Source organism: Streptomyces sp. NPDC002580, assembly GCF_042889485.1.
Classification (GTDB): Bacteria; Actinomycetota; Actinomycetes; order Streptomycetales; family Streptomycetaceae; genus Streptomyces.
Map to the genome: position 1 here is coordinate 117,252 of NZ_JBIAQZ010000014.1, position 19,294 is coordinate 136,545.

Genomic DNA, 19,294 nt, shown 5'->3' on the forward strand with positions numbered 1-19,294 from the left:
CTGCGGGGCCCCCGGGGGGGCGGGGCGGGTGTGTGTGTTCTGTGTTGGGGGGGGGGCTCCGGGGGGGGGCGGCGGGCCCCCCCGCGGCCGGGGGGGCCCCCCCCCCCGCCGCGAGCCCTTGGAGCAGCGGCCGGTGGCGGCGGTGGCGGGGTGGGCAAGGGCCAGGAGTCCGCAGAGCGCGGTCAGCGCGGCCGGCGGTGCCCAGCGGCGCCGGCCCGGTCGGCGGGTCGCCGGCATGGGGTGATGTCCGTTTCGTTCGGTACGCGGGTGAGTGGGGGCGTGTCAGCCACGGTCGGCTCCGGCTGCCGGGGCGCCCGCGCCGTTGGGGGTCTCGGCGGAGGGGCGGTCGGAGCGGCAGCGCGCCAGCTCGGCCGCGGTGAGCGGGCCGGTGCGCTGGTGGACGCGGTCGGCGAGCTGCGGGGAGGAATAGTCCGGGACCGTGTACAGGTGCCAGCCCTGGTTCGGGTCGGCGGGCGTGGGATCGGAGGTGAACCAGCCCTCGGTGCGCCGGCGTCCGTTCTGGGTCTCGATCCAGGAGATCTCGCCGGGGCTGATCACTTCCCTGACGGCGCGGTCGGCGGCCGGGCTCCAGGCGGGGCCGGTGCCGGTGGTGAACGGCCCGTTCATGTTCGAGGCGGTGGCGCCCGCGCCTGCCGGCGGCACATCAAGGACAAGCCACCATGCGGGGCAGCGAAAAAGAGAGCCAACCCCGCCGGTCCTGCCACTCCGGCGCCACCCGGGTGCCGGTGTCCCCTACTTTGGCATTGACGCGAAGAAGACCGCCGCTTTTCGCAGCACCTCGATCGTCTCCGCCTGCTCACGGTTCTGCCGCCGCAGCCGCCGCAGCTCTTCCCGCTCCGTGCTCGTCAGCTCGCCCGGAACCCCCTGCCCGCGGTCGACCGCATCCCGCTTGACCCAGTTCCGCAGCCCCTCGGCACTGACCCCGATCTCCCGGGCTACCTCGGTGACGGTCTTCCCGGAAGACCGACCAGCACGACCGCGTCCCGCTTGAACTCCTCCGTATACCGCCTGCTGCGGTTGCTCTTGCTTCCTACCTGGCACTACTTCCCCTGGAACCTCACGTCCCAGTCTCCAGGTGTCCGACATCAAGGGGAAGCTTCAACCTCAACTTCCCCTGCAATCACGGACTCCACGCTACGAGGGGAGGGACACGCGAGGATTGCCAGAGGCCATGTTCACCATTCCCTCAGGCGCAGGGGCCCGCTCCGGAACTGGCCGGAAACAGATGTGCCGCGGGTGGGAACCGATGGGCCGCGGGCGGTGTAGCAAGAGTGTGAGGACGCGGGAGGGGGGCCGCATCGTCGTCGACGAGGCCGTGGTGATCGCACGGGTACGCGCCGGGGAGCCGGAGGCGTACGCGGAGCTGGTCCGTGCCCACACGGGCATCGCGATCAGGGCGGCCAGGGCGCTCGGAGCGGGCGCGGACGCGGAGGACGTGGTGCAGCAGGCCTTCATCAAGGCGTACTGCTCGCTGGGGCGCTTCCGGGACGGTTCGGCGTTCAAGCCCTGGCTGCTGTCGATCGTCGCCAATGAGACGAGGAACATCGCGCGGACGGCGGTGCGTCAGCGGACACTGGCCGGTCGGGAGGCGGCGCTGGCGAAGGCGGCGCCGCTGATACCAGAATCGGCGGACCCGGCGGTCGCGGCGCTGGAGTCGGAACGGCGCTCCGCGCTGCTGGCGGCTCTGGAGCAGCTGAGCGAGGACCACCGCCTCGTCGTCACGTACCGCTATCTCCTGGAGATGGACGAACCGGAGACGGCCCAGGCCCTGGGCTGGCCGCGCGGCACGGTGAAGTCCCGGCTCAACCGCGCCCTGCGCAAGCTGGGCCGGCTGCTGCCCGCCTTCGAACCTCGGGAGCCTCGGGAAGGGGGTGACGAGCATGAGTGAGTCGTATGGGGACGGAGGCGCCGGCGGCGCGGAGTCCGGCCGCGAGCGGGCCCGGCGAGCCCGTGCGGACGTCTCCCGGCTGCCGGACGAACTGGGGGCGCTCGGGCGGTCGCTGGACGGTCCGGGGGCCGACGGCGAGGAGTCGATGGTCGAGCGGGTACTGGAGGACATACTCGCGATGGGGGTACCGCCCGCGCCTTCCGGGCGGCGGGAGGGGATCCCGCTCCCACCGCCCGGGACTCCGGGGCCCCGCGAGCGGCTGCGCGCGGTGCGCCGCTGGGTGAGGGCCCGCCGGCGGGCCCTCACCGCGGGCCTGTGCGGAGTGCTGGCGGTCCTGGTGCTCACGCCCCCGGTGCGGGCGGCGGTCGTCGACTGGTTCGGCTTCGGCGGGGTCGAGGTGCGCTACGACCCGTCGGCGGTGCCCTCGGCCGGGGCCCGGGTGCCGGGCTGCCCCGGGCCCTCGCTGACCCTGGCTCAGGCCGGACGGCGGGCCGGGTTCGAGCCCCTCGTGCCCGACGCCCTCGGGGCGCCGGACGCGGTGACGGTGACACCCGAACCGCGAGGCCGGCTGTTGATGAGCCTGTGCTGGATCGAGCACGGGCGCACGGTCCGGATCGACGCGTATCCGGCGCGGCTGGACATCGGCTTCACCAAGACGGTGCGGGAGCCGCCGCAGTGGCTGCGCCTGGACGGTGACGAGGAGTTCGGCGATCCGGCGCTGTGGTTCCCGAGGCCGCATCGTCTGAGCTTCTGGCTCGTCGACCCGGACGGCGGCCGCTTCACCCGCTCCGAGCGGACCGCCGGACCCACGCTGCTGTGGATGCACGACGGCGACGTGACGCTCCGGCTGGAGGGAGTGTCCTCGAAGGCCCGGGCACTGGAGATCGCCAGGTCGCTGAAGTAGCCGGGTCCGCCGTCTCCGGGCACGGCTCGGAATGCGCGGGCACCGGGTGGGAACCCCGGCCGGTCGGGCGGTGTACCAGAAGTGACAGACGACGTGAGGGCGGACCGCACGTCGATCGGCCGGCCGGTTCGGGGGTTCCATGCGCAGACTTCGTGAACTGCTCACTGCTACAGGGGTATTGGTATCGGCTCTGGCGGTCGTGCTGCTGGCGGCACCGTCCGCCCTGGCCGGCGGATCGATGAGTGTGCTGCTGGTCTCGCCGGAGAGCGCGGAGAGCGCGGCGCTGTACCACTCGGACAAGGAGTACGGCGAGTTGATGCGGCTTCTGGGCGGGGCGGACTCGGACAGCCGCGAGGTGGAGCTGCCGGGGCTCGGCGCGGCCGACGGACCCCAGGTCAGTGTGACCTGGATGGCCCATGACGTGTTGCCCTGGCGGGTGGACCGCGTCCATCCGGACGCTTCGTGGAGCGAGGACGTCTGGATCAACACCACGACCGACATGACGACCATGGACAGCTACTGGCACAAGGCCCGGCAGCCGGCCAAGGTGCGGACGCTGCTCAAGAAGCTGGGAATCCTGGGCAGGCTGAAGGCGCAGGGCGCCGGAGGAATCCACCCAGGTCCCCGGCAGACACCGGAGGGCACGAGTGCCGATCCGTCGCCCACGTCCACATCCACGTCCACGTCCACCGCTCGGTCCCGCACGAGGACCGCCGCCGCGACCGGCGACGGCACCGACTGGTGGTGGGCGATACCCGGGGCGGCGGCAGGAGCCGTGCTGGCCCGGATACGACGGCCTCACAAGGGGGAGCCCCGACAGGAGCTGCGGGACGTGTAGGTGCCAGCCGGATCGAGGGAGGGGGGGACATATGAGGGGCCGGGTCGAACGGATCAGGAACGGGGTGCGGGTCCTGTTACTCGGGTCCATGGCATTGGCCGCGCTCGGCGCAGCACAGGCCCCTGCCTCGGCGGGTGCCTGGGGGCTCGGTAAGGGCGACAGCCCGGACATGGCCCTGGTCATCGCGGGCGACACGGGGCGGACGACCACGCTGCACGCCGGGGAGCGGGACTTCGGACGGCTGTGGCGGCTGCTGTCGCCCCGGTACACGGGGACCGAGAGGGTGCCCGAAGCGTGGACGCACGGCCGTTTTCCCGAGGTGAGGGTCACCGTGATCTGGGGGCTGACCGGTGTCGGGGGCTGGCCGCAGACCAGTCGGGCGCCCGGCGGCGATGTCGCCGTCGAGCGCCAGGACCAGCTGTTCCTCACGCCGGACGGAACGCTGTGGGTGCGGTCGGATCCCTCGCCCGACGTGGTGGACGACGACATCCGCTGGCATCGGGCGCCGAGCGCGATGTTCGGGCAACTGGCGCAGGAGGGGAGGCTGTTCGGTTCCCGGCCCGCGGCGGTGGCCGCCGTGGCGGAGCCGGACGCGGTGGACCGGGCGCGGTGGATGCTGCCCGGACTCGCGGTGGGCTTGGCTCTCGGCGCCGGTGTTCCGTGGTTCGTACGGCGCGCGGCGGCCCGGCGTGAGGACGCGGGACCGCCGCGGGAGCCACGACAGGAACTGATCGACTTGTGAGGACCGGACCGCCGAGTGCCTCGGGCCGGTAGCGCACAGCACAACGATGACCACCATGGCGACAGCATCGAGAGCAGCCAACCAGATCGGTACTCCGGACGACGGCGTACGCGCTTCTGGACGGCACCTCCTGCCCATCGGCCGGATCGCCGCCGACACCCCGTACTGCTCCGGAAAACACAAGCGCCCCGGCATGAACGTCCATGCGTCACGGATCCCTTCGGCCGACCGCTGTGGGCTTTTGCGGCCCCGCCCGGCTCCACCCACGACCTGACCGCCGTGCACGAACACGGCATCATCGACGCGCCCGCAACGGCAGGATTGAAGTGCTGGGCGGACAAGGCGTACCAAGGAGCCGGCCGCCATGTCCGCGTACCTTTCCGGGGCCACCGGCTCAAGCGCCGGAAGCGACCGGTACAACAGCACCCACGCCGAAATCCGGTGCCTCGGCGAGCAGGCCGTGGCCGTCCTGAAGGGCCGGCGCCTGCTACGCAAGCTCCGCTGCGGCACCAACCTGATCACCAGCATGGTGAAGGCCGTCGTCGTCCTTCACCACGCCTCGACCTGAGGTGGGAAAGGGCTCAGTGAGGAACGGTTGGCTCGGGCCAGGGCGCGACTGCCGGGTGTTCTGCTGGTCAGCACCCGTATCACCTCCTCGCACGACTCCCGGGCGAACAGGCGCAGGCCGAGCACGAAGTACACGACCGGTCGGGCCGAAAGCAGGCGCCGCTGCCGCTCGGCGCGATCGTGCTTGGCGACAGCCGCGTCCACCAACCCCAGCGGAAGACCTTCGTCAAAACCCCTATGCGCGACCGGCACCCGCCCCCCCCCGACCTTCCACGACGTGGGCAACGGGCCGCCCAGCTCAAAAGCAACTGCATTACCCCGGCCCCCCGCCCCCGGCCCCCCCTCGGTCAGCCGCCGATCCAGGCGTCGACCATCTCCAGCTGCTCAACCGCGGGCTCGGGCGGACGAAAACCCAGTGCCGCGGTGACCACCTGGTCCACGACCGGGTGCAGACGTTCCTCGACGAACCTCTTCCAGTCGGCCTCCGACTCCCAGACATCGGTGTACCGCAGCCCGCCGGGTGTGCGGTGGACGAGATGGGCCACCAGCCCCCGGGGCTTGTCCGGCCCCAGCCCTTCCTTGATACGTGCGTAGGTGGCCGGGTCGATCGGCACCTCGAAGGTGAACGCGTACGTCACGGGACCACATCCTTCATATTCAACCGAAGCTATTTCGGATGAATATGGCTAGCATCGTTCGTGTGGAGAGACAGGTCAAGAGGCAGTACGACATGAGCCGTCGCCAAGCAGCGGCGCAGGCGACCCGGCAGGCGATCCTGGACGCGGCGACGCGGCTGTTCACCGAACACGGCTACGCGGCGACCACGATGGCGCAGCTCGCCGAGTGCGCCGGCGTCGCGGTCGACACCGTCTACACGGTGGCGGGCCGCAAACCGGCGCTGTTCCTGCAACTGGTGGAGTCCGCCATCTCCGGCACCGACGACGCCGTTCCGGCGGCCGAGCGCGGCTACGTGCGCGAAATGCGTGCCGAGCCGGACGCGGCCCGCAAACTACGCCGCTATGCGCGGGCCGTCCGGGAGATGCACGCCCGGCTGGCGCCGCTGCTGCGCGTCGCCCGCGGGGGGCCGCCGGAGGCCGCGGAGGTCTGGCAGGGCATCGCCCGGCGCCGTGCGGACAACATGCGGCTGCTCGCCCGGGACCTGGCCGCAACGGGGCAGCTGCGCCACGAACTGGACCTGGAGGAGGTGGCCGACGTCATCTGGGCCACCAACTCGCCCGAGTTCTACTGCCTGCTGGTCGAGGACCGCGGCTGGCCGCCCGAGCGGTTCGAGCGGTGGCTCGCCGATAGCTGGTGCCGACTGCTGCTCAACTGATCCTGGCCGCCAGACCGGGGATGGGGTCTGTCAAACGAGTGCTGTAACTGGGGTGGTGGGGGTTGCTGGCGGGCCGCTGAGAGGCGGCCGTCGAAGGTGATGTCGAAGGCGTTGAGTGCGGTCTTCCAGCGCATGGTCCAGCGGGCCTGGCCCTTGCCGGTGGGGTCGAGCGACATGATTGCCATGTAGACGCACTTCGACGCGGCCTGCTCGTTGGGGAAGTGCCCTCCGGCCTTGACCGCCCGACGGATGCGGGCGTTGACCGACTCGATCGCGTTCGTCGTGCAGACGATGCGGCGGATCTCGGTGTCGAAGCAGAGGAACGGGGTGAACTCTTCCCCTGCGTTCTCCCAGAGCCGCACGATCGCCGGGTACTTCTTTCCCCGGGTGTCGGCGAACTCGGCGAACCGATCGAGTGCGGCCTCCTCGGTCGCCGCGGTGTGGACAGGCTTGAGGGCACGCGCGATCTTGTCCCAGTCCTGGCGGGCGGCAGGTGCCGGGCGGGTGGGGCCGTCCGGGACCGACTTCTGTCCGCCGGCGCCGCCGTGGGGCGGGCAGAACAGCCGCCACTGCCGGGAACCGCACCTTCCGAGGAACCGCAACTCCTCCCGAGCGGAACGTTTCCCGTCCCTTTCGGGGGTACACGAGCGCCGAACTCACCGGAGAACGGCGTCAGGAGTGCCATGCGTGCCAAGGTCGGATACTTCAAGACCAGGTCACTCAGGAGACGTCTGCGCCGCTGCGCCCGCGAGGTGTTCGGCTGGGAGCGACTGCGCCCCTCCCAGCTCGACGCCATGACAGCCGTGATGGAGGGACGCGACACCATCGTGGTGATGCCGACCGGCGCCGGGAAGTCCGCCGTGTACCAGGTGCCGGGGGTGCTGCTGAACGGGCCGACCGTCGTGGTCTCGCCCCTGATCGCCCTCCAGCGGGACCAGGTCGCCCATCTCGCCCGCATCGAGGGATCCGATGCCTCGGCCGTCAACTCCGCCCAGCGCCCGCGGGACAACGAGGCGGTGTGGGAGCGCGTACGCGAAGGCCGCCTGGACTTCCTGTTCGTCTCGCCCGAGCAGCTCGCCAAGGACGAGGTGGTGGAGCAGATCGCCGCGGCCGGCCCCGCGTTGATGGTGGTCGACGAGGCGCACTGCGTGTCCTCCTGGGGATACGACTTCCGGCCCGACTACCTGTCCCTGTGCCATGTCCGCGAACGCATCGGCCGGCCTCCGCTTCTCGCCCTCACCGCCAGCGCGGCGGCCCCCGTGCGGGCCGACATCGTGGAGCGCCTCGGCATGCGCGAGGCGCACGAGGTGGTCGCGGGGTTCGACCGCCGCAACATCACGCTGGAGGTCGTACGGCACCGGGAGAACGCGGGCAAGCGCCGGTGGGTGGTGGAGCGGGCCGCGGCCGAGGCCAAACCGGGCATCGTCTACGCGGGAACACGGCGGGAGGCGGAGGAGTACGCCCGGGAGCTGTCGGCGCTCGGATTCGACAGCGCCGCCTATCACGCGGGGCTGGCGGCGGCCGAGCGCTCCCGCACGCACGACCGCTTCCGGGACGGCGAACTCGACGTGGTCGTCGCCACCTCCGCGTTCGGCATGGGCATCGACAAGCCGAACATCCGCTTCGTGCTGCACGCGTCGGTGCCCGGTTCCCTCGACACGTACTACCAGGAGATCGGCCGGGCGGGCCGCGACGGAGAGGCGTCGACGGCGATCCTCGCCTACCGGCCCGAGGACCTCGGCGTGCAGCGGTTCCGGACGGGCACACCCCCCGACCCGGAGGTACTGGGCGGGCTGATCGACGCGGTGCGCGAGCACCCGGAACCGGTCACGGCCACCGGTCTGCGCGAACGGACCGGGCTGTCTCCGACCCCGCTGACGTCGATGCTGCACCTGCTGGAGGAGGCCGGAGCCGTGACGACGCGCAAGCGCGGTGCCATCGCGGCCGTGCCCGGGGCGCGGCGGGACGCCTGCGTCCGCGAGGCGGTGCGGATCGCCTCCGCCCGTGTCGATCTGGAGCGTTCCCGGGTGGAGATGATGCGGGCGTACGCCGAGACGAACGGCTGCCGCCGCAGGCACATGCTCGGATACTTCGGGGAGAGCCTGGCGGAAGGCGACTGCGCGGGCTGCGACACCTGCGCCCGTACCAAGGAGTTGAAGGAGGCCCCCCTGCGGACGGAGGACATCCTGTCCGGTACGGGTCCTGAGCCGCTCGGGCCCGTGGCGTCCGACGGCGCCTTCCCGCCCGGGACGCGGGTGGGACACAGGACGTGGGGCGAGGGCGAGGTGATGAGCGAGGAGGGGAACAGGATCACCGTCCTGTTCGAGAGCGTGGGCTATCGCACCCTGTCCCTCCCCGCCGTCCAGGCGCGGGGCCTGCTGACACCGGTGCCGTCGACCGCGACGAGGAACTGACCGCTGCCCGCTGAGGAGACAGCCGCCCCCCGCCGGCAGGCGCGCGATGCCGACAACATCCCCGCCACGGCCCGCAACGGGACGGGCCGCCCGGCACGCCGCGGCATCATCGCTCAAGGCCGGGGCCCGGCTCGTACTCCCGGGAGCCCCGTAAGCCCTTCCTCACCCCTTCAGCCCGAGCCAGAAACTGATGGCTGAAGCGAGTGCGCCGCCTGCCACCATGACTACGAACTGCCTGACCTCGGGCCAGGTGATGAACTGCTGCTTGAACTTCTTCACCAGTGGTTTCCTTTTCTCTAAACACCGTTGCAGTACCAGACGGTCGCCTCCGTGCGCTGCTCACTTCTCGGGGACCCGAAAGACCGATGCCGGCGACCGCCTGGCGTGGGTCGGCGCCCGCACCTCGGGGTCGCCGGCTGCCCTGACCGGAGGGGCGTTCCTCGTACGGAGGCTTCTGCGGGCGAGTTGGTCGGCGTTAGGTGAGGTCATGGGTCTCCCGGCCGGACGGGAGTTTGGGCAGTCCGATGAGGGCGCCGATGCCGAGGTGCTCAAGGAGGTGCTTTGAGGTGGCAGCCGTCGATGAGTTCCATACGGCCGGTTCGGCGTAGAGACCTTGATCGCGGGGGAAGTTGAGGATCATGGCAGGCAAGAGCGGACGTCCGACGCGGGCTTCCGTGAGAGAGGGGGCGTGCGGATCATCACCGAGACGGGCAAGCCGACCGCGCGGGTCACGAAGGATTTCGTGATCAACGGGACCGTGTCGGTTGCCGCGGGTCTGCGGAGCTGACGGGAAACCGCCCGCCGAGTCCGAACAGATCATCCGGGAAACGCGATCCCAGACCGATCAGGAGGACCGAGCCGCATGACCGACGTCGCTGCGAGGCCAGGGGACAGGCAGATCGACCTGCCCCGTGGGCGAGTTCGGAGGGGCAGCCCGGCCGAGGCAGCGTGAGCACAGTCGGCGGCCCGTGCGGGCGGGCGCCGTTCGGACCCCTTCGGTCCCCTGGAAGGTGGAGGACGCGTCGGTGCGAGTGGGAACAGCAGACGCAGCGGACCTTGAGGTCCTGCTGGACCAACGGCGGTACCGCGCGCTGGAGCGGATACTTGAGGAGCGTGGCGAGGAGTCGTTGCTGCGCGATGCAGGGGCCTGGACAGCCGTCCTGCGCTCACTGCTGGAGCGGGGGCTAGTCGGAGCGGCGGCTGCCATGGCCCGGCGGGCCGAGGGGCGTTTCGCCCCATCGGACGCGGCTGGCCTTTGGACGCGCTTTCCGGCGCTCTTTGCCCAGGACCCCGCAGCCGTGCCGGCGCTCGCGGCCGATCTGCTTGCCGAGGCACGGGGGACGGCGGACGGCCTCTTGACCCCCCTGGCCGACCGGGCCGCGGCAGCCGAATTCGCCTTCCTGGTCAGTGCGGTGCTGTTCCCCCTCGAAGGAGGGCGGACGGCGCGCCGCGAGGAGGCACTGCGCGACGCAAGAACCGCCGTACGGCTGTGCCAGCGGGCGGGGCCACCACGGCGCGCCGAACGGGTGCAGCGCAGCGCATTCCGGTTGCTGCGCCAGGCGCCGGCCGATTCGACGGCCGCGACGGAGTGGCTTCGGTCGGCGAGGGAGACCGCCCGGGCTCGGGGTGACCTGTGGTCCGTGGCCGAGAGCGACCTCCTCCAGGCTGAGGTTGACTTGGAGGAAGCCCTCGCGGCGACCGAATTCGACAGTGTGTCTCCGCCGCCGGAATCCTGGGCCGCCCAAGTACATGCGCTGCAAGCGGTGGCGCAGCGCATCCGGGCGGGTGGCGGCCTCATGGCCTCGGCCCGGGCGCGGTGGATGGCAGCGGACCTACTGCTGAAATACGGTGTCTCGGCAGGCGAGGACCTGGCCCGGGCCGCCCTCCGCGGATTCCGCGACGGCGGCGATGTCGGCATCGAACTGGTGATCCGTCACGCAATGTTGCGCTGGTACCTGGTCCGCGGGGACGCGGCCCGGGCCGAGCGGCACCGAGTCCGCGCCCGGAACCTGACCGGGTGGTCGAGGACGTGGGTTGGTGAGAGCGTCCACGCGGCGGCGGTCCTGGAGGATCTCACCCGGCGCGGCGACCTCGGCCAGGTGGAACTCCACACTGCCAGGCACTCAGGCTGGATACAGGAGCCCGTCAGCCGGGCGGTGCAGCGCAGTGCGGCGCTCTCACTGATGGGCTTGACCCAGGACGCCGCAGCGACCCTGCGCGAGCTCGACGACGCGCCAGCAGACGAGCCGTCCCCACTGGCCGCGGACGCGGACCTGCTCCTGGGTACCCACCTGACGGACACCGATCCTGGAGCCGCGGTGTCCGTCCTGCTGCGGGGCGCGGACACAGCGCACAGACAGGGCATACCCCTGGAGGAAGCCCAGTGTCTGGCGGCGGCGGCATGGACCGCGGCCGTCGCCGCGCAACGGGGCGCCCCCGTGTCGTCCCCGGCAGAGATCGAGCGACGGTTCGCGGCGGCGGAGCAACTCATCGGGCAGGCACCGCCCGACCTCACCGCCCACGTCCAGATGGTCAAGCTCTGCCACCTCCAGCACCAGGACGCCTTCTTCCGCCAGGACTGGGACGGGTGTGTCCGGTATCTGGTGCTTGCCGAGCAGGTCTGCCGCGGCTACGGCCTGGGACCTCTGCTGGCCGACACCCTCTCGTTCGCTGCCCTCACCCTGATACAGGGCGGCCGCACGGGAATCGACGTCCACAAGGAGACCGACGCCCTGCTGGCAGAGGCGTCCGAGCTGCGCCGCCGGGCCGACTACGCGGGCGAGGCATGGCGCGGTCCCTACCACCGGGCGGTCAACGCCCTGGAGTCCGGGGACCGTAACCCTGACCCCGAGATCCGTCGGCAGCGTTGGACGGCGAGTGCCGAGTTCCTCGCCACCGCCGCAGTCGCGATCGACGGACTGCGGTCGAAGGCCGCGGTCGCGGGCACCGCCCCCGAACAGGCGCAGGACGCCAGGATGGCCGCCGTGCGAGGGAAAGAAGAGGTCTACCGGCTGGGCTTCGAACTCCACCAGTACCGCCTGGGCGACGCCTCCGCCGCCCTGCTCTGGCTCGAACGGGCCAAAGCCCGGGCACTGCTCGACGGAGTCGAGGCGCTCGGCGGGTCCGCCGCCGGGCAGGCCGGCCGGATCGCCCCGCTGCCCGGCCCCGTGACCGTGGCCCAGATGCGGGCGGCGCTCGCCAGGGAGGAGCAACGCGCGGACGGGCGGCGGGTGTTACTCGCGCAGTACCGCTGCGTCCCCGCCGGCACGCTGGTGTACGGACTGCGCTCGGACTGGGACGAACCCCGTCTCGCCGTGGTGCCGCTGCGGTACTCCGAGATCACTGAGCAGGCCCGGATGTGGTTCCGGGTGCCGGGCGGGGTCCGGATGATGATGGAGGACTGCGACGGCGACGTCGGCGACTGGCACCGCCTGGCACCACTGGTGGACCCGCTGGCCGAGTGGTCGGATCCCGGGGACTTCGTCCATCTGCTTCCTCACGGCGTCCTGCACGAACTGCCGCTGCACACCCTGCCCGTGGACGGGGTCCCGCTGCTGCTTCGCAACCCCGTGTGCTACGCGCCCTCGGCAGCCGTTCTGCACGGACTGTGGCACAGGACCCGGCGGGCGGCCGACGCCAGACGGGGACGAGCAGCCGTGTTCGGCGACCCGCGCGGCAACCTGCCCCGCGCGGCGCACGAGGCCCAGACTGTGGCCGAACTCCTCGACCTGCGCGCCGAATTGGAGGAGGAGGTCACGCTGGCCCGGGTGCGCGCGGCCTTGCGCGAGGACGGCCTGGTGCACCTCGCCGCCCACGGTGTTCTGTCCGCCGGCAACGGCTTTGAACGTGGCATGGAACTCGCGGACGGCCGACTGCACGCATCCGCCCTGCTCGGTGAACAGACCTCCGCCTGCGGAACGGTAGTGCTCAGCGGTTGCGAGACCGGCGTCAACGAGCAGCGCCCGGGGGACGAACCAGTGGGCCTCGCCCGGGCCCTGCTCCTCGGCGGCAGTTCGTGTGTCGTGGTCAGCCAGTGGCAGGTCGCCGACGACGCCGCAGCCGAACTGCTCATGGCCTTTCACCGGGAGTTGCGAGCCGGCGCGGGCGCACCCTTGGCCCTGCACCGGGCCGCCCTCGACTCGGCCGGTGGGACGGACCCGCGACAGCACTTCTACCATTGGGGACCGTTTACGGCCGTGGGGGATTGGACGTGATTCTGCGCCGGGTAGCACCAGGATGCGGTGGCAGTGTCGTGACGAATGATCAACTCGACTGGGTGAGAGGCGAAATGGTGGACGCATCCGGCGGAGCGACAGAGTCGGGGTGGCGGGAAGGCCCGACGCCCGTCGAGTTCGACCTGGAGGTGGACGAGGCGGCCCTAAACGAGCGTGCCGCCGGCCCCGCCATCCTCGACGAGGAGGTGCGCCTACTGGCCAAGGCCAACCGGTTCACCCTGAGCCTGGGACCCATCGAGCTGGACGCCGCCGCTTCCGAAAGCGAGACGGTGCTCGACATTCCGTTGCTGTGCGTCGGGCACCCGCACCCCGAGTGCGAGCTTGAGTGGCTGAGCGTGAGTCTGTCCGTCCGGCCCGGCCGGGTGCTCGACCTCATCCCGGGTTCCGAGGTCTCGGACCAGCCCGTCAAGGTGACCAGAAGGGGCACCGCCGGACTCTCCTTCGACACGAGTGTGACCCTGCTGGCTCCCGAAGCCGCTCTGGAGCGCAGCAGCGAGCAGGACGTCTACTTCCCGACCCTGCTGGCAAGCGGGAAGGACATGCAGTTGGCCAAGTGGACGTTCCAGCGCGTCGGCGTGGCCCCGCTGCGAGTCGACCGCCTGCTGCGCGTCCTGGCTCGCTTCTCGGACGAGGCTGTGCCCGGGAGCCTGCAGGTGACCTTGCGGGCGAAGGTCACGGTGCGCGGTTGGCAGGGCGCGATCCCGCTGCTCGGCAGGCGGAAGATCGAGCGCGCCCTCCACTCCGGCTGAACGGTTCAGCCGAACCGCATTGTTCGCCGCGCTCCTTCTGCCCGTCTTCTCGACCGTGACGGTCTTCTGGCCGCGGCACGGGGGTGAGCCCGCGGGCGTGGGGGCGTTGCTTGGGCACGAAGAGGCAGGCGGCGCGGGCGCGGAGACGATCGATCCAGGTCTGCTTGTCGATTTTCTCGGAGATCAGATCCTTGGTGGCGTCCTTGAGGCTCTTGGACGTGGGGGGCAGTACCCGTTGTCCTCGACGAGTTCGGCCCCGGCGAAGCCCGCCTGGATGCCGAGCTGGTCTTTGGCGTAGTCGTGGACGGGCTCGTAGCCCATGGCCCGGATCGGAAGCTGGAAGTTCTCCGGCTTCTGGTCGTTGCAGGAACGGTCGCCGGTCCGGTAGCCGCGCGGGAGGCTGCCGTCGAGCTGCTGCAGGGCTTCGACGGTGACGTGACCGGGGCGGTGGCTGGGTCTATCGATGGAGAAGGCGATGACCAAGGCGGGTACCACGTCGGGGTCAGAGGTGCCGTAGGACAGCGGGGCGCCGTCGTGGTGGGGGTCCCGGGCGATGACGAGGGAGGCGTCGACGGCTCGGAGGATGCGGTGAACGATGAGTGGTTCGATCGACCGTGTGCCGTCGGCGCGGGGCCGTCTCGCGGTATGACGAGGCTCTCAGGCCATGATTCGTGGCCGCCACTGCTCGGGCCGGATCCGCGGGCGGCTCAAGTGCCTGGCGCACGCGGTTGGGCGGCGGTACCCGGCTGGTTCACTGCACCGCTTGCGGAAGATGGCCGCGCTGCACCGCGTGGACCCCGGCCTGGAAGCGGCTGCGGGCGTCCAGGCTGGTGATTACGCTGTTGGTCAGTCGGCGAGCGGTGCGGACCGACACGCCCAGGCTGTTCGCGATGCTCTCGTCGGTGCGGCCCTGGGCCATCAGCCGCAATGTCTCCTGCTGGGCGCGGGTCAGCCCGCTCTCGGTCGGCTGGTGGGCCTTGCCCAGCGGGCAGGCCTCCGCCCAGACGTACTCGAACAGGCTGATCAGCATGGTGAGAAGGCCGGGCCCACTGACGATGTACGCGCCGGCTCCGGTGTCGTCCGCCTGGGCGGCGACCAGGGCCAGCCGTCGATCGAAGATGATCATTCTGTTGGGCAGGCTGGGCACAGTGCGGATGCTCGCTCCGTGCTCTTCCAACCAGCGGGCGTGATCCACCGTCGGTGCGTCCCTGCGGATGCTGTCAACGTAGACCGTCCGCATCTGCACCCCGCGTTCGAGCAGACGGAGATTCAACGGTTTCGACGCCTTCATGTTCGCCGGCGTCTGGGGACCGCCGGGGGCGAACGTCAGGAACTCCTCCTCCACCTGGCTGTTGAACATTTCCAGGTGGTCGCGGATGGACTCGACGCCCTCCACGTACTGGAGACCCAGACCGGGGGTGACGTCCTGGAGATGCGCATAGTCGGCGATCAGTTCGGCGGCGGCCGCACGGGTCGTCTCCAGACGCTGTCGTTGCGCGGCGACCTCGGCTTCTTGGCGAGCGAGGAGGATCTGCATGGCGAGCAGAGGGCTCACGGCCCGCGCTTGCGGACTGTCCTCGGGACTGTTGCGCACCAGGGTCAGTTCCGTCAGAGCGTCCAGCGCCCTGCGGACGTCCTCGACCGTCGTTCCGAGACGTTCGGCCATCTCGGCAAGGCTGTCGTCTGGCCGTGCCAGCATCGATCGGTAGACGGCTTCCACGCTGGGATCCAGACCCAGTTGGCCGGACATCGAAGCGCTCTCCCCCTTGAGCAGTTCCACTGAAAACCGGATCGCGGAATAGTGGTCGCCATCAAGCCGCCCCGGTTGAACCTCGAGTCAGTGTATCCAAGCGCACAACCCCCTGAGCTGGGCCAAGACGAGGTGTGTGCCGAGGGGCGTCTGGGCGAAACGCCTCTTCGTTCTCGACAAGGTCCGCTAGGTAGGCCGCATGTATCTGGTACATACCGAACTGCAGCATTCCGGCAGTGCGTCGCTGACAGCCGCCGCAGCCCACGCCGTTGCTCGGGTGGACGGGGTGGAGCACGCCAGTGCCCATCCCGATGCACGGCCCTATCCGGTGCTGGCCATCTATACGCGGGCCCGTTCAGTGACCGAGGCCGCCGGTTTCGCGGCGCGGGCGTGGCACACGGCGGCCGCGCGGGAGCAGCTCGGGGACTGGACCATCGTGCGTATACGCTCCTACCGGATCGGGCTTGCGGGGGACCGCGAGCAGGCCGACTGAACTTCTGCTGGTAGTGCGCCAGGTGCCAGAGGCGGCGGTGTACAGGCCACAGGAAGGGAAGTTCGGTTCGCCAGCAGCAATATGCCCTCGTCGGTTTGCCCAGCAGCCACCAGGACAAGGGGCTTCTGCTGACCTCGTTGGAGTTGAGGGCGGCCCCGATCAGGACCATGCTTCGCGCTCCGCAAGGGCGACAGGACGGGCCTGCTGCAGGACTCCGCCGGCCCCCGGGTAAGGCAAGGGTGCCGTCGGCGCCGGCAGGCACGTCGAAGACCGTGCCGTCCACGAGGACTGTGCGCAAGCCGCGCCAAAACATCTCATCACGGCCGGTTGGAATCGTCGGCTTCGTGGTGGCCTCGAACAGTGCGCGCACCGGCGCGCTGTCCACCCGGTTCCGAGTCCGGGAGCCCCGTCGATCGGTACGACGTAGCCGTCCCAGTGACCCTCGCACACCGCATTCTGATCCACCGTCAACGGATCACTGCGCACATCGGCGACCTTGGCTCGGCGTTGACATCGCGGGTCACTCGTCCTGCTGACCTGCTGTTCTTCCCAGGGCAGGGGGGCGGCCGTTCTCCACGCTTCGAGATGGCGAGTCACGAAGTCGAGAGAACGACCGTTGTGCAGGGGTTTGCCCGATGCCCGCTGGGGGTTGGTCGAGTCCGCCCCGACTGCCTGGCGGGCCGAGCGCAGGGGCAAGGGCCTGGATATCGGGCGCCCGCCCCGGCACGACCTGCGCCGGGTCGTGGACGCCATCTTGTATGTCGACCGGACCGGGATCCCCTGGTGCTGCCTGTCGTACGACTTCGCACCGTGGGAGACCGTCCACGGATACTTCGCCGCGTGGCAGAAGGGCGGTGTCTTCCACCAGCTCAACGGCATCTTGCGCCAGTTGGTACGTCAGGCCGAAGGTCGGAGCATCGAGCCGAGCGCCTGCGTGCTCGATGCCCAGAGCGTCAAGACCTCCGCGAACGTGCCGGCCGCCGGGTGGGGAATCGACGCGGGGAAGAAGATCGCAGGCCGCAAGCGTCACCTCGGCGTCGACGCTCTCGGCCTGCTCCTCGCCGTCCGGGTCACCGCGGCCAGCGTCTTCGGCAACGTCGGCGGCATCCACCCGCTGTCCCGGATCGCTACCTCAAACCCGCAGGTCAGAAAGGCCTGGACCGACACCGGACACCGCACCGGAGCCATCGATCACGGTGCCCGCCCCGGCATCGACGTCGAAGCCGTCCGCCGGGATCCGGCCGTGAAGGGATCCAAGGTGATCCCGCGGCGCCGGGTCGTCGAGCGGACCTTCGGCTGGCTGACGCACCATCGCCGTCCCGCCCGCGACCACGAGACCCGTCCGCATCGCTCCGAAGCCATGATCCGCACCGCGATGATCGACCTCATCAGCCGACGACTGATCCGCGAATCCGCCCTGAGCTGGCGCGATGCCTGACTCGGAACCAAACACTACCCCAGGGAAAAACGCTCTTTGGGGGTTGGTCCACGTTGGGCATTCCCCCTGCCGTTTCGCATGCGCCGGACCCTGGACCGTTCCGCACGTGGCCACTTCGGCCAAGGCCACTTTGCCCGTCCCGATTCCTCTTCAGCCGCCCCGCAGTGCGGATGCAAGATCTTCAGCGACAGACCAACGAACGGCGCACAAGGAGGAACATCATGTGCATTGTCAAGGTTCTCGCTCTGACGCTGGCCGGCAGCGCTGCTGCTCTCGTTTTCGCTTTCTCCGGGCACGGCCAGGGCGCGTCCGTCGACGCCAGCCCAGCTGCGGGCGGTGTCCACGTCATGGCGACCCCCCTGGACGACTCTGGCTGGCAGTGACCGGTCCTGTCATCACCTCCGGCCTTCAGGAGCAGTAGACGTGAGCTTCGGTGACACCCGGTCCCTCGTGACGGGAGACGCCCAGCAGCTGATCCGGCTGCGCGACGAGATCCTGGCGACCGCCCCCGTCCACAGTGTTCCCGTCACCCGCCTCGTCGTCGCGGACAGTCCGCGGCTGGCCGGCGAGGATCCCGCCCATGTACGGGCCCTGGCCGAGGCCGAGGGCTCACTGCCACCGCTGGTGGTGCACCGCGGGACGATGCGGGTGATTGACGGGATCGCACGGCTGCGGGCCGCGACGGGCAAGGGGCAGTCGATGGTCGCGGTCCGGTACTTCGACGGAACCCCGCAGGAGGCGGCCCTGCTCGCGGTCGCCATGAACATCACACACGGACGGCCGCTGACACTGGAGGACCGCATCGCCGCCGCGCTGCGTATCTTCGTGTCACATCCGCACTGGTCGGACCGGGCGGTGGCACTGCTGGCCGGGCTGTCGGGCGCGAAGATCGCAGCCCTGCGCCGGGACGGGGCGGGGGCCCAGGGCGGGCGGCGGATCGGCAGGGACGGGCGGGCCCGCCCGGTCGACGCGGCCGCGGGCCGCGAGCGTGCCCGGCAGCTGCTGGAGCAGAACCCGGGCGCCTCGATGCGGCAGATCGCCCGCGAGGCCGGCATCTCGGCCGCGACCGTGGCGGACGTACGGGACCGGCTGCGGCGCGGCGAGAGTGCGGTGCCGGTGCGGTGTGCCGTTGTGGCGGCGGACCGGCAGGTGACGCAGCGGGTCGTCACCGCGGTGCCGCGGCGGACGCCGAAGACCGCCGACGAACTCACCGCGACGGTACAGGCTCTGCACCGGGATCCCTCCTTGCGGCAGAGCGAGGAGGGGCGGTCACTGCTGCGCATGTTGAGCGTGTGCGGGATGTTCGCCCGGGACCGTGAGAGCATCGCCGCGGCGCTGCCGTGGCACTGCCGTTCGCAGCTGGCGGAGTTGCTGCTGGACTACGCCCAGGTCTGCCAGGACTTCGCGGGCGAACTGAATGCCGATCCGGGGCGTGTTCGACTGCACGCCGTGGGCAGTTGAGCGGACAAGTTCCGCCGAATTCACCGCCGCAAGTGCTCACTTTCGCGTGATTGACGAAAAGCGGCGCCTCGACAAAACTCATCACGCTGGTTTCGCCACCGCCTTCCCTATTTATTTTCGCTGAGGGGTCTCCTTTGTCTCGTCCTGCTGAAATTCGGCCCGAAAAGCGGGCGGATGAAAACGATGGTCGTGCTCCTCGCGGCAGCGAACAGAAGGCGTCGGACACCTCGGTCGAGGAACTGGTTCAGCGGATCGCCGATGTTTTCGGACGGCGGCTCGACTGCGCTTCACTCGGCCCCGACGACGATTTCTTCCAGCGTGGTGGATCGTCGTTCCTGGCGGCGCTGTGCACTGCGGAACTGCGTAAACAGGGAATCACCCTGGCAATCCAGGACATTTTCGTGGCCTCCACTCCACAGTCGCTGGCGCTCCGGATACAGCCGCTGCAGAAGGCTCAGTGA

General features: G+C 70.3%; 20 protein-coding genes and 2 pseudogenes. 14 read left to right on the forward strand and 8 right to left on the reverse strand.

Going from position 1 to position 19,294, the window contains the following annotated elements:
- Nucleotides 1-282 precede the first annotated feature (282 nt).
- A complete protein-coding gene (locus ACFYW7_RS34230) occupies nucleotides 283-627 on the reverse strand; it encodes a hypothetical protein (protein ID WP_389509655.1) in 345 nt (114 codons plus the stop codon).
- Between the two features lie 126 nt (nucleotides 628-753).
- The gene (locus tag ACFYW7_RS34235; protein WP_389509657.1) at nucleotides 754-1,107 is read right to left on the reverse strand and encodes a transposase; all 354 of its coding nucleotides are present in this window, start codon (nucleotides 1,105-1,107) and stop codon (nucleotides 754-756) included.
- Between the two features lie 232 nt (nucleotides 1,108-1,339).
- On the opposite strand from ACFYW7_RS34235, the gene ACFYW7_RS34240 reads away from it, so the two are divergent.
- The 5 genes and pseudogenes from ACFYW7_RS34240 to ACFYW7_RS34260 all read left to right on the forward strand — a co-directional run.
- Nucleotides 1,340-1,909: an RNA polymerase sigma factor gene (locus tag ACFYW7_RS34240; protein ID WP_389509756.1), complete on the forward strand. Its 570-nt coding sequence runs from the start codon at nucleotides 1,340-1,342 to the stop codon at nucleotides 1,907-1,909.
- On the forward strand, nucleotides 1,902-2,813 hold the full coding sequence (locus ACFYW7_RS34245) for a hypothetical protein (protein WP_389509659.1): 912 nt from the start codon (nucleotides 1,902-1,904) through the stop codon (nucleotides 2,811-2,813). Before ACFYW7_RS34240 ends, ACFYW7_RS34245 begins: the two co-directional genes overlap by 8 nt.
- A gap of 139 nt (nucleotides 2,814-2,952) precedes the next feature.
- Nucleotides 2,953-3,651 carry a hypothetical protein gene (locus ACFYW7_RS34250; RefSeq protein WP_389509661.1) on the forward strand — a complete coding sequence of 233 codons (699 nt, stop codon included), beginning with the start codon at nucleotides 2,953-2,955 and terminating at the stop codon, nucleotides 3,649-3,651.
- 88 nt (nucleotides 3,652-3,739) lie between these two features.
- Nucleotides 3,740-4,393 (forward strand): hypothetical protein, encoded by a 654-nt coding sequence (locus ACFYW7_RS34255; RefSeq protein ID WP_389509662.1) that lies wholly within the window; start codon nucleotides 3,740-3,742, stop codon nucleotides 4,391-4,393.
- Between the two features lie 98 nt (nucleotides 4,394-4,491).
- Nucleotides 4,492-4,961, forward strand: a pseudogene (locus ACFYW7_RS34260) (transposase family protein); the annotation flags it as partial.
- Here the strand turns inward: ACFYW7_RS34260 and ACFYW7_RS34265 are convergent.
- Together ACFYW7_RS34265 and ACFYW7_RS34270 are read right to left on the reverse strand one after the other, a co-directional pair.
- Nucleotides 4,943-5,212, reverse strand: a complete 270-nt coding sequence (locus tag ACFYW7_RS34265) for a transposase domain-containing protein (protein WP_389509664.1) — start codon at nucleotides 5,210-5,212, stop codon at nucleotides 4,943-4,945. The pseudogene ACFYW7_RS34260 and the gene ACFYW7_RS34265 overlap by 19 nt on opposite strands.
- Before the next feature lie 95 nt (nucleotides 5,213-5,307).
- Entirely contained in the window at nucleotides 5,308-5,598 is a 291-nt protein-coding gene (locus ACFYW7_RS34270) for a hypothetical protein (protein WP_389509666.1), read from the reverse strand.
- Between the two features lie 62 nt (nucleotides 5,599-5,660).
- Between ACFYW7_RS34270 and ACFYW7_RS34275 the strand changes: the two genes are divergently transcribed.
- A complete protein-coding gene (locus ACFYW7_RS34275; protein ID WP_389509668.1) occupies nucleotides 5,661-6,293 on the forward strand; it encodes a TetR/AcrR family transcriptional regulator in 633 nt (210 codons plus the stop codon).
- A 71-nt stretch (nucleotides 6,294-6,364) separates the two neighbouring features.
- Here ACFYW7_RS34275 and ACFYW7_RS34280 read toward each other — a convergent pair.
- A pseudogene (locus tag ACFYW7_RS34280) lies at nucleotides 6,365-6,784 on the reverse strand (transposase); the annotation flags it as partial.
- A 192-nt stretch (nucleotides 6,785-6,976) separates the two neighbouring features.
- Between ACFYW7_RS34280 and ACFYW7_RS34285 the strand changes: the two are divergent.
- Complete coding sequence (locus ACFYW7_RS34285) at nucleotides 6,977-8,707, forward strand: RecQ family ATP-dependent DNA helicase (protein ID WP_389509670.1); 1,731 nt, start codon at nucleotides 6,977-6,979, stop codon at nucleotides 8,705-8,707.
- A gap of 475 nt (nucleotides 8,708-9,182) precedes the next feature.
- Here the strand turns inward: ACFYW7_RS34285 and ACFYW7_RS34290 are convergent, their stop codons facing one another.
- Complete coding sequence (locus ACFYW7_RS34290; protein WP_389509672.1) at nucleotides 9,183-9,347, reverse strand: hypothetical protein; 165 nt, start codon at nucleotides 9,345-9,347, stop codon at nucleotides 9,183-9,185.
- 391 nt (nucleotides 9,348-9,738) lie between these two features.
- On the opposite strand from ACFYW7_RS34290, the gene ACFYW7_RS34295 reads away from it, so the two are divergent.
- Nucleotides 9,739-12,921, forward strand: coding sequence for a CHAT domain-containing protein (locus tag ACFYW7_RS34295; RefSeq protein ID WP_389509674.1), 3,183 nt, complete (start codon nucleotides 9,739-9,741; stop codon nucleotides 12,919-12,921).
- A gap of 74 nt (nucleotides 12,922-12,995) precedes the next feature.
- Nucleotides 12,996-13,691: a hypothetical protein gene (locus tag ACFYW7_RS34300; RefSeq protein ID WP_389509676.1), complete on the forward strand. Its 696-nt coding sequence runs from the start codon at nucleotides 12,996-12,998 to the stop codon at nucleotides 13,689-13,691.
- A 183-nt stretch (nucleotides 13,692-13,874) separates the two neighbouring features.
- Here the strand turns inward: ACFYW7_RS34300 and ACFYW7_RS34305 are convergent, their stop codons facing one another.
- Both ACFYW7_RS34305 and ACFYW7_RS34310 read right to left on the reverse strand, forming a co-directional pair.
- Nucleotides 13,875-14,186 (reverse strand): hypothetical protein, encoded by a 312-nt coding sequence (locus ACFYW7_RS34305; RefSeq protein WP_389509678.1) that lies wholly within the window; start codon nucleotides 14,184-14,186, stop codon nucleotides 13,875-13,877.
- 256 nt (nucleotides 14,187-14,442) lie between these two features.
- Nucleotides 14,443-15,471, reverse strand: coding sequence for a helix-turn-helix transcriptional regulator (locus ACFYW7_RS34310; RefSeq protein ID WP_389509680.1), 1,029 nt, complete (start codon nucleotides 15,469-15,471; stop codon nucleotides 14,443-14,445).
- 169 nt (nucleotides 15,472-15,640) lie between these two features.
- On the opposite strand from ACFYW7_RS34310, the gene ACFYW7_RS34315 reads away from it, so the two are divergent.
- From ACFYW7_RS34315 to ACFYW7_RS34335, 5 genes are all read left to right on the forward strand, one after another.
- The gene (locus ACFYW7_RS34315) at nucleotides 15,641-15,934 is read left to right on the forward strand and encodes a hypothetical protein (RefSeq protein WP_389509682.1); all 294 of its coding nucleotides are present in this window, start codon (nucleotides 15,641-15,643) and stop codon (nucleotides 15,932-15,934) included.
- A gap of 616 nt (nucleotides 15,935-16,550) precedes the next feature.
- Entirely contained in the window at nucleotides 16,551-17,372 is an 822-nt protein-coding gene (locus ACFYW7_RS34320) for an IS5 family transposase (RefSeq protein ID WP_389509684.1), read from the forward strand.
- Between the two features lie 221 nt (nucleotides 17,373-17,593).
- Nucleotides 17,594-17,755: a hypothetical protein gene (locus ACFYW7_RS34325; protein ID WP_389509686.1), complete on the forward strand. Its 162-nt coding sequence runs from the start codon at nucleotides 17,594-17,596 to the stop codon at nucleotides 17,753-17,755.
- 40 nt (nucleotides 17,756-17,795) lie between these two features.
- Entirely contained in the window at nucleotides 17,796-18,833 is a 1,038-nt protein-coding gene (locus ACFYW7_RS34330) for a transcriptional regulator (protein ID WP_389509688.1), read from the forward strand.
- A 50-nt stretch (nucleotides 18,834-18,883) separates the two neighbouring features.
- Entirely contained in the window at nucleotides 18,884-19,294 is a 411-nt protein-coding gene (locus ACFYW7_RS34335; protein ID WP_389509690.1) for a phosphopantetheine-binding protein, read from the forward strand.

Coding starts and splice junctions, on each gene's coding strand:
- ACFYW7_RS34230 (WP_389509655.1), bottom strand. CDS start 627: ATGAACGGGCCGTTCACCACCGGCACCGGCCCCGCCTGGAGCCCGGCC.
- ACFYW7_RS34235 (WP_389509657.1), bottom strand. CDS start 1,107: ATGTCGGACACCTGGAGACTGGGACGTGAGGTTCCAGGGGAAGTAGTG.
- ACFYW7_RS34245 (WP_389509659.1), top strand. CDS start 1,902: ATGAGTGAGTCGTATGGGGACGGAGGCGCCGGCGGCGCGGAGTCCGGC.
- ACFYW7_RS34250 (WP_389509661.1), top strand. CDS start 2,953: ATGCGCAGACTTCGTGAACTGCTCACTGCTACAGGGGTATTGGTATCG.
- ACFYW7_RS34255 (WP_389509662.1), top strand. CDS start 3,740: ATGGCATTGGCCGCGCTCGGCGCAGCACAGGCCCCTGCCTCGGCGGGT.
- ACFYW7_RS34285 (WP_389509670.1), top strand. CDS start 6,977: ATGCGTGCCAAGGTCGGATACTTCAAGACCAGGTCACTCAGGAGACGT.
- ACFYW7_RS34290 (WP_389509672.1), bottom strand. CDS start 9,347: ATGATCCTCAACTTCCCCCGCGATCAAGGTCTCTACGCCGAACCGGCC.
- ACFYW7_RS34300 (WP_389509676.1), top strand. CDS start 12,996: ATGGTGGACGCATCCGGCGGAGCGACAGAGTCGGGGTGGCGGGAAGGC.
- ACFYW7_RS34315 (WP_389509682.1), top strand. CDS start 15,641: ATGTATCTGGTACATACCGAACTGCAGCATTCCGGCAGTGCGTCGCTG.
- ACFYW7_RS34325 (WP_389509686.1), top strand. CDS start 17,594: ATGTGCATTGTCAAGGTTCTCGCTCTGACGCTGGCCGGCAGCGCTGCT.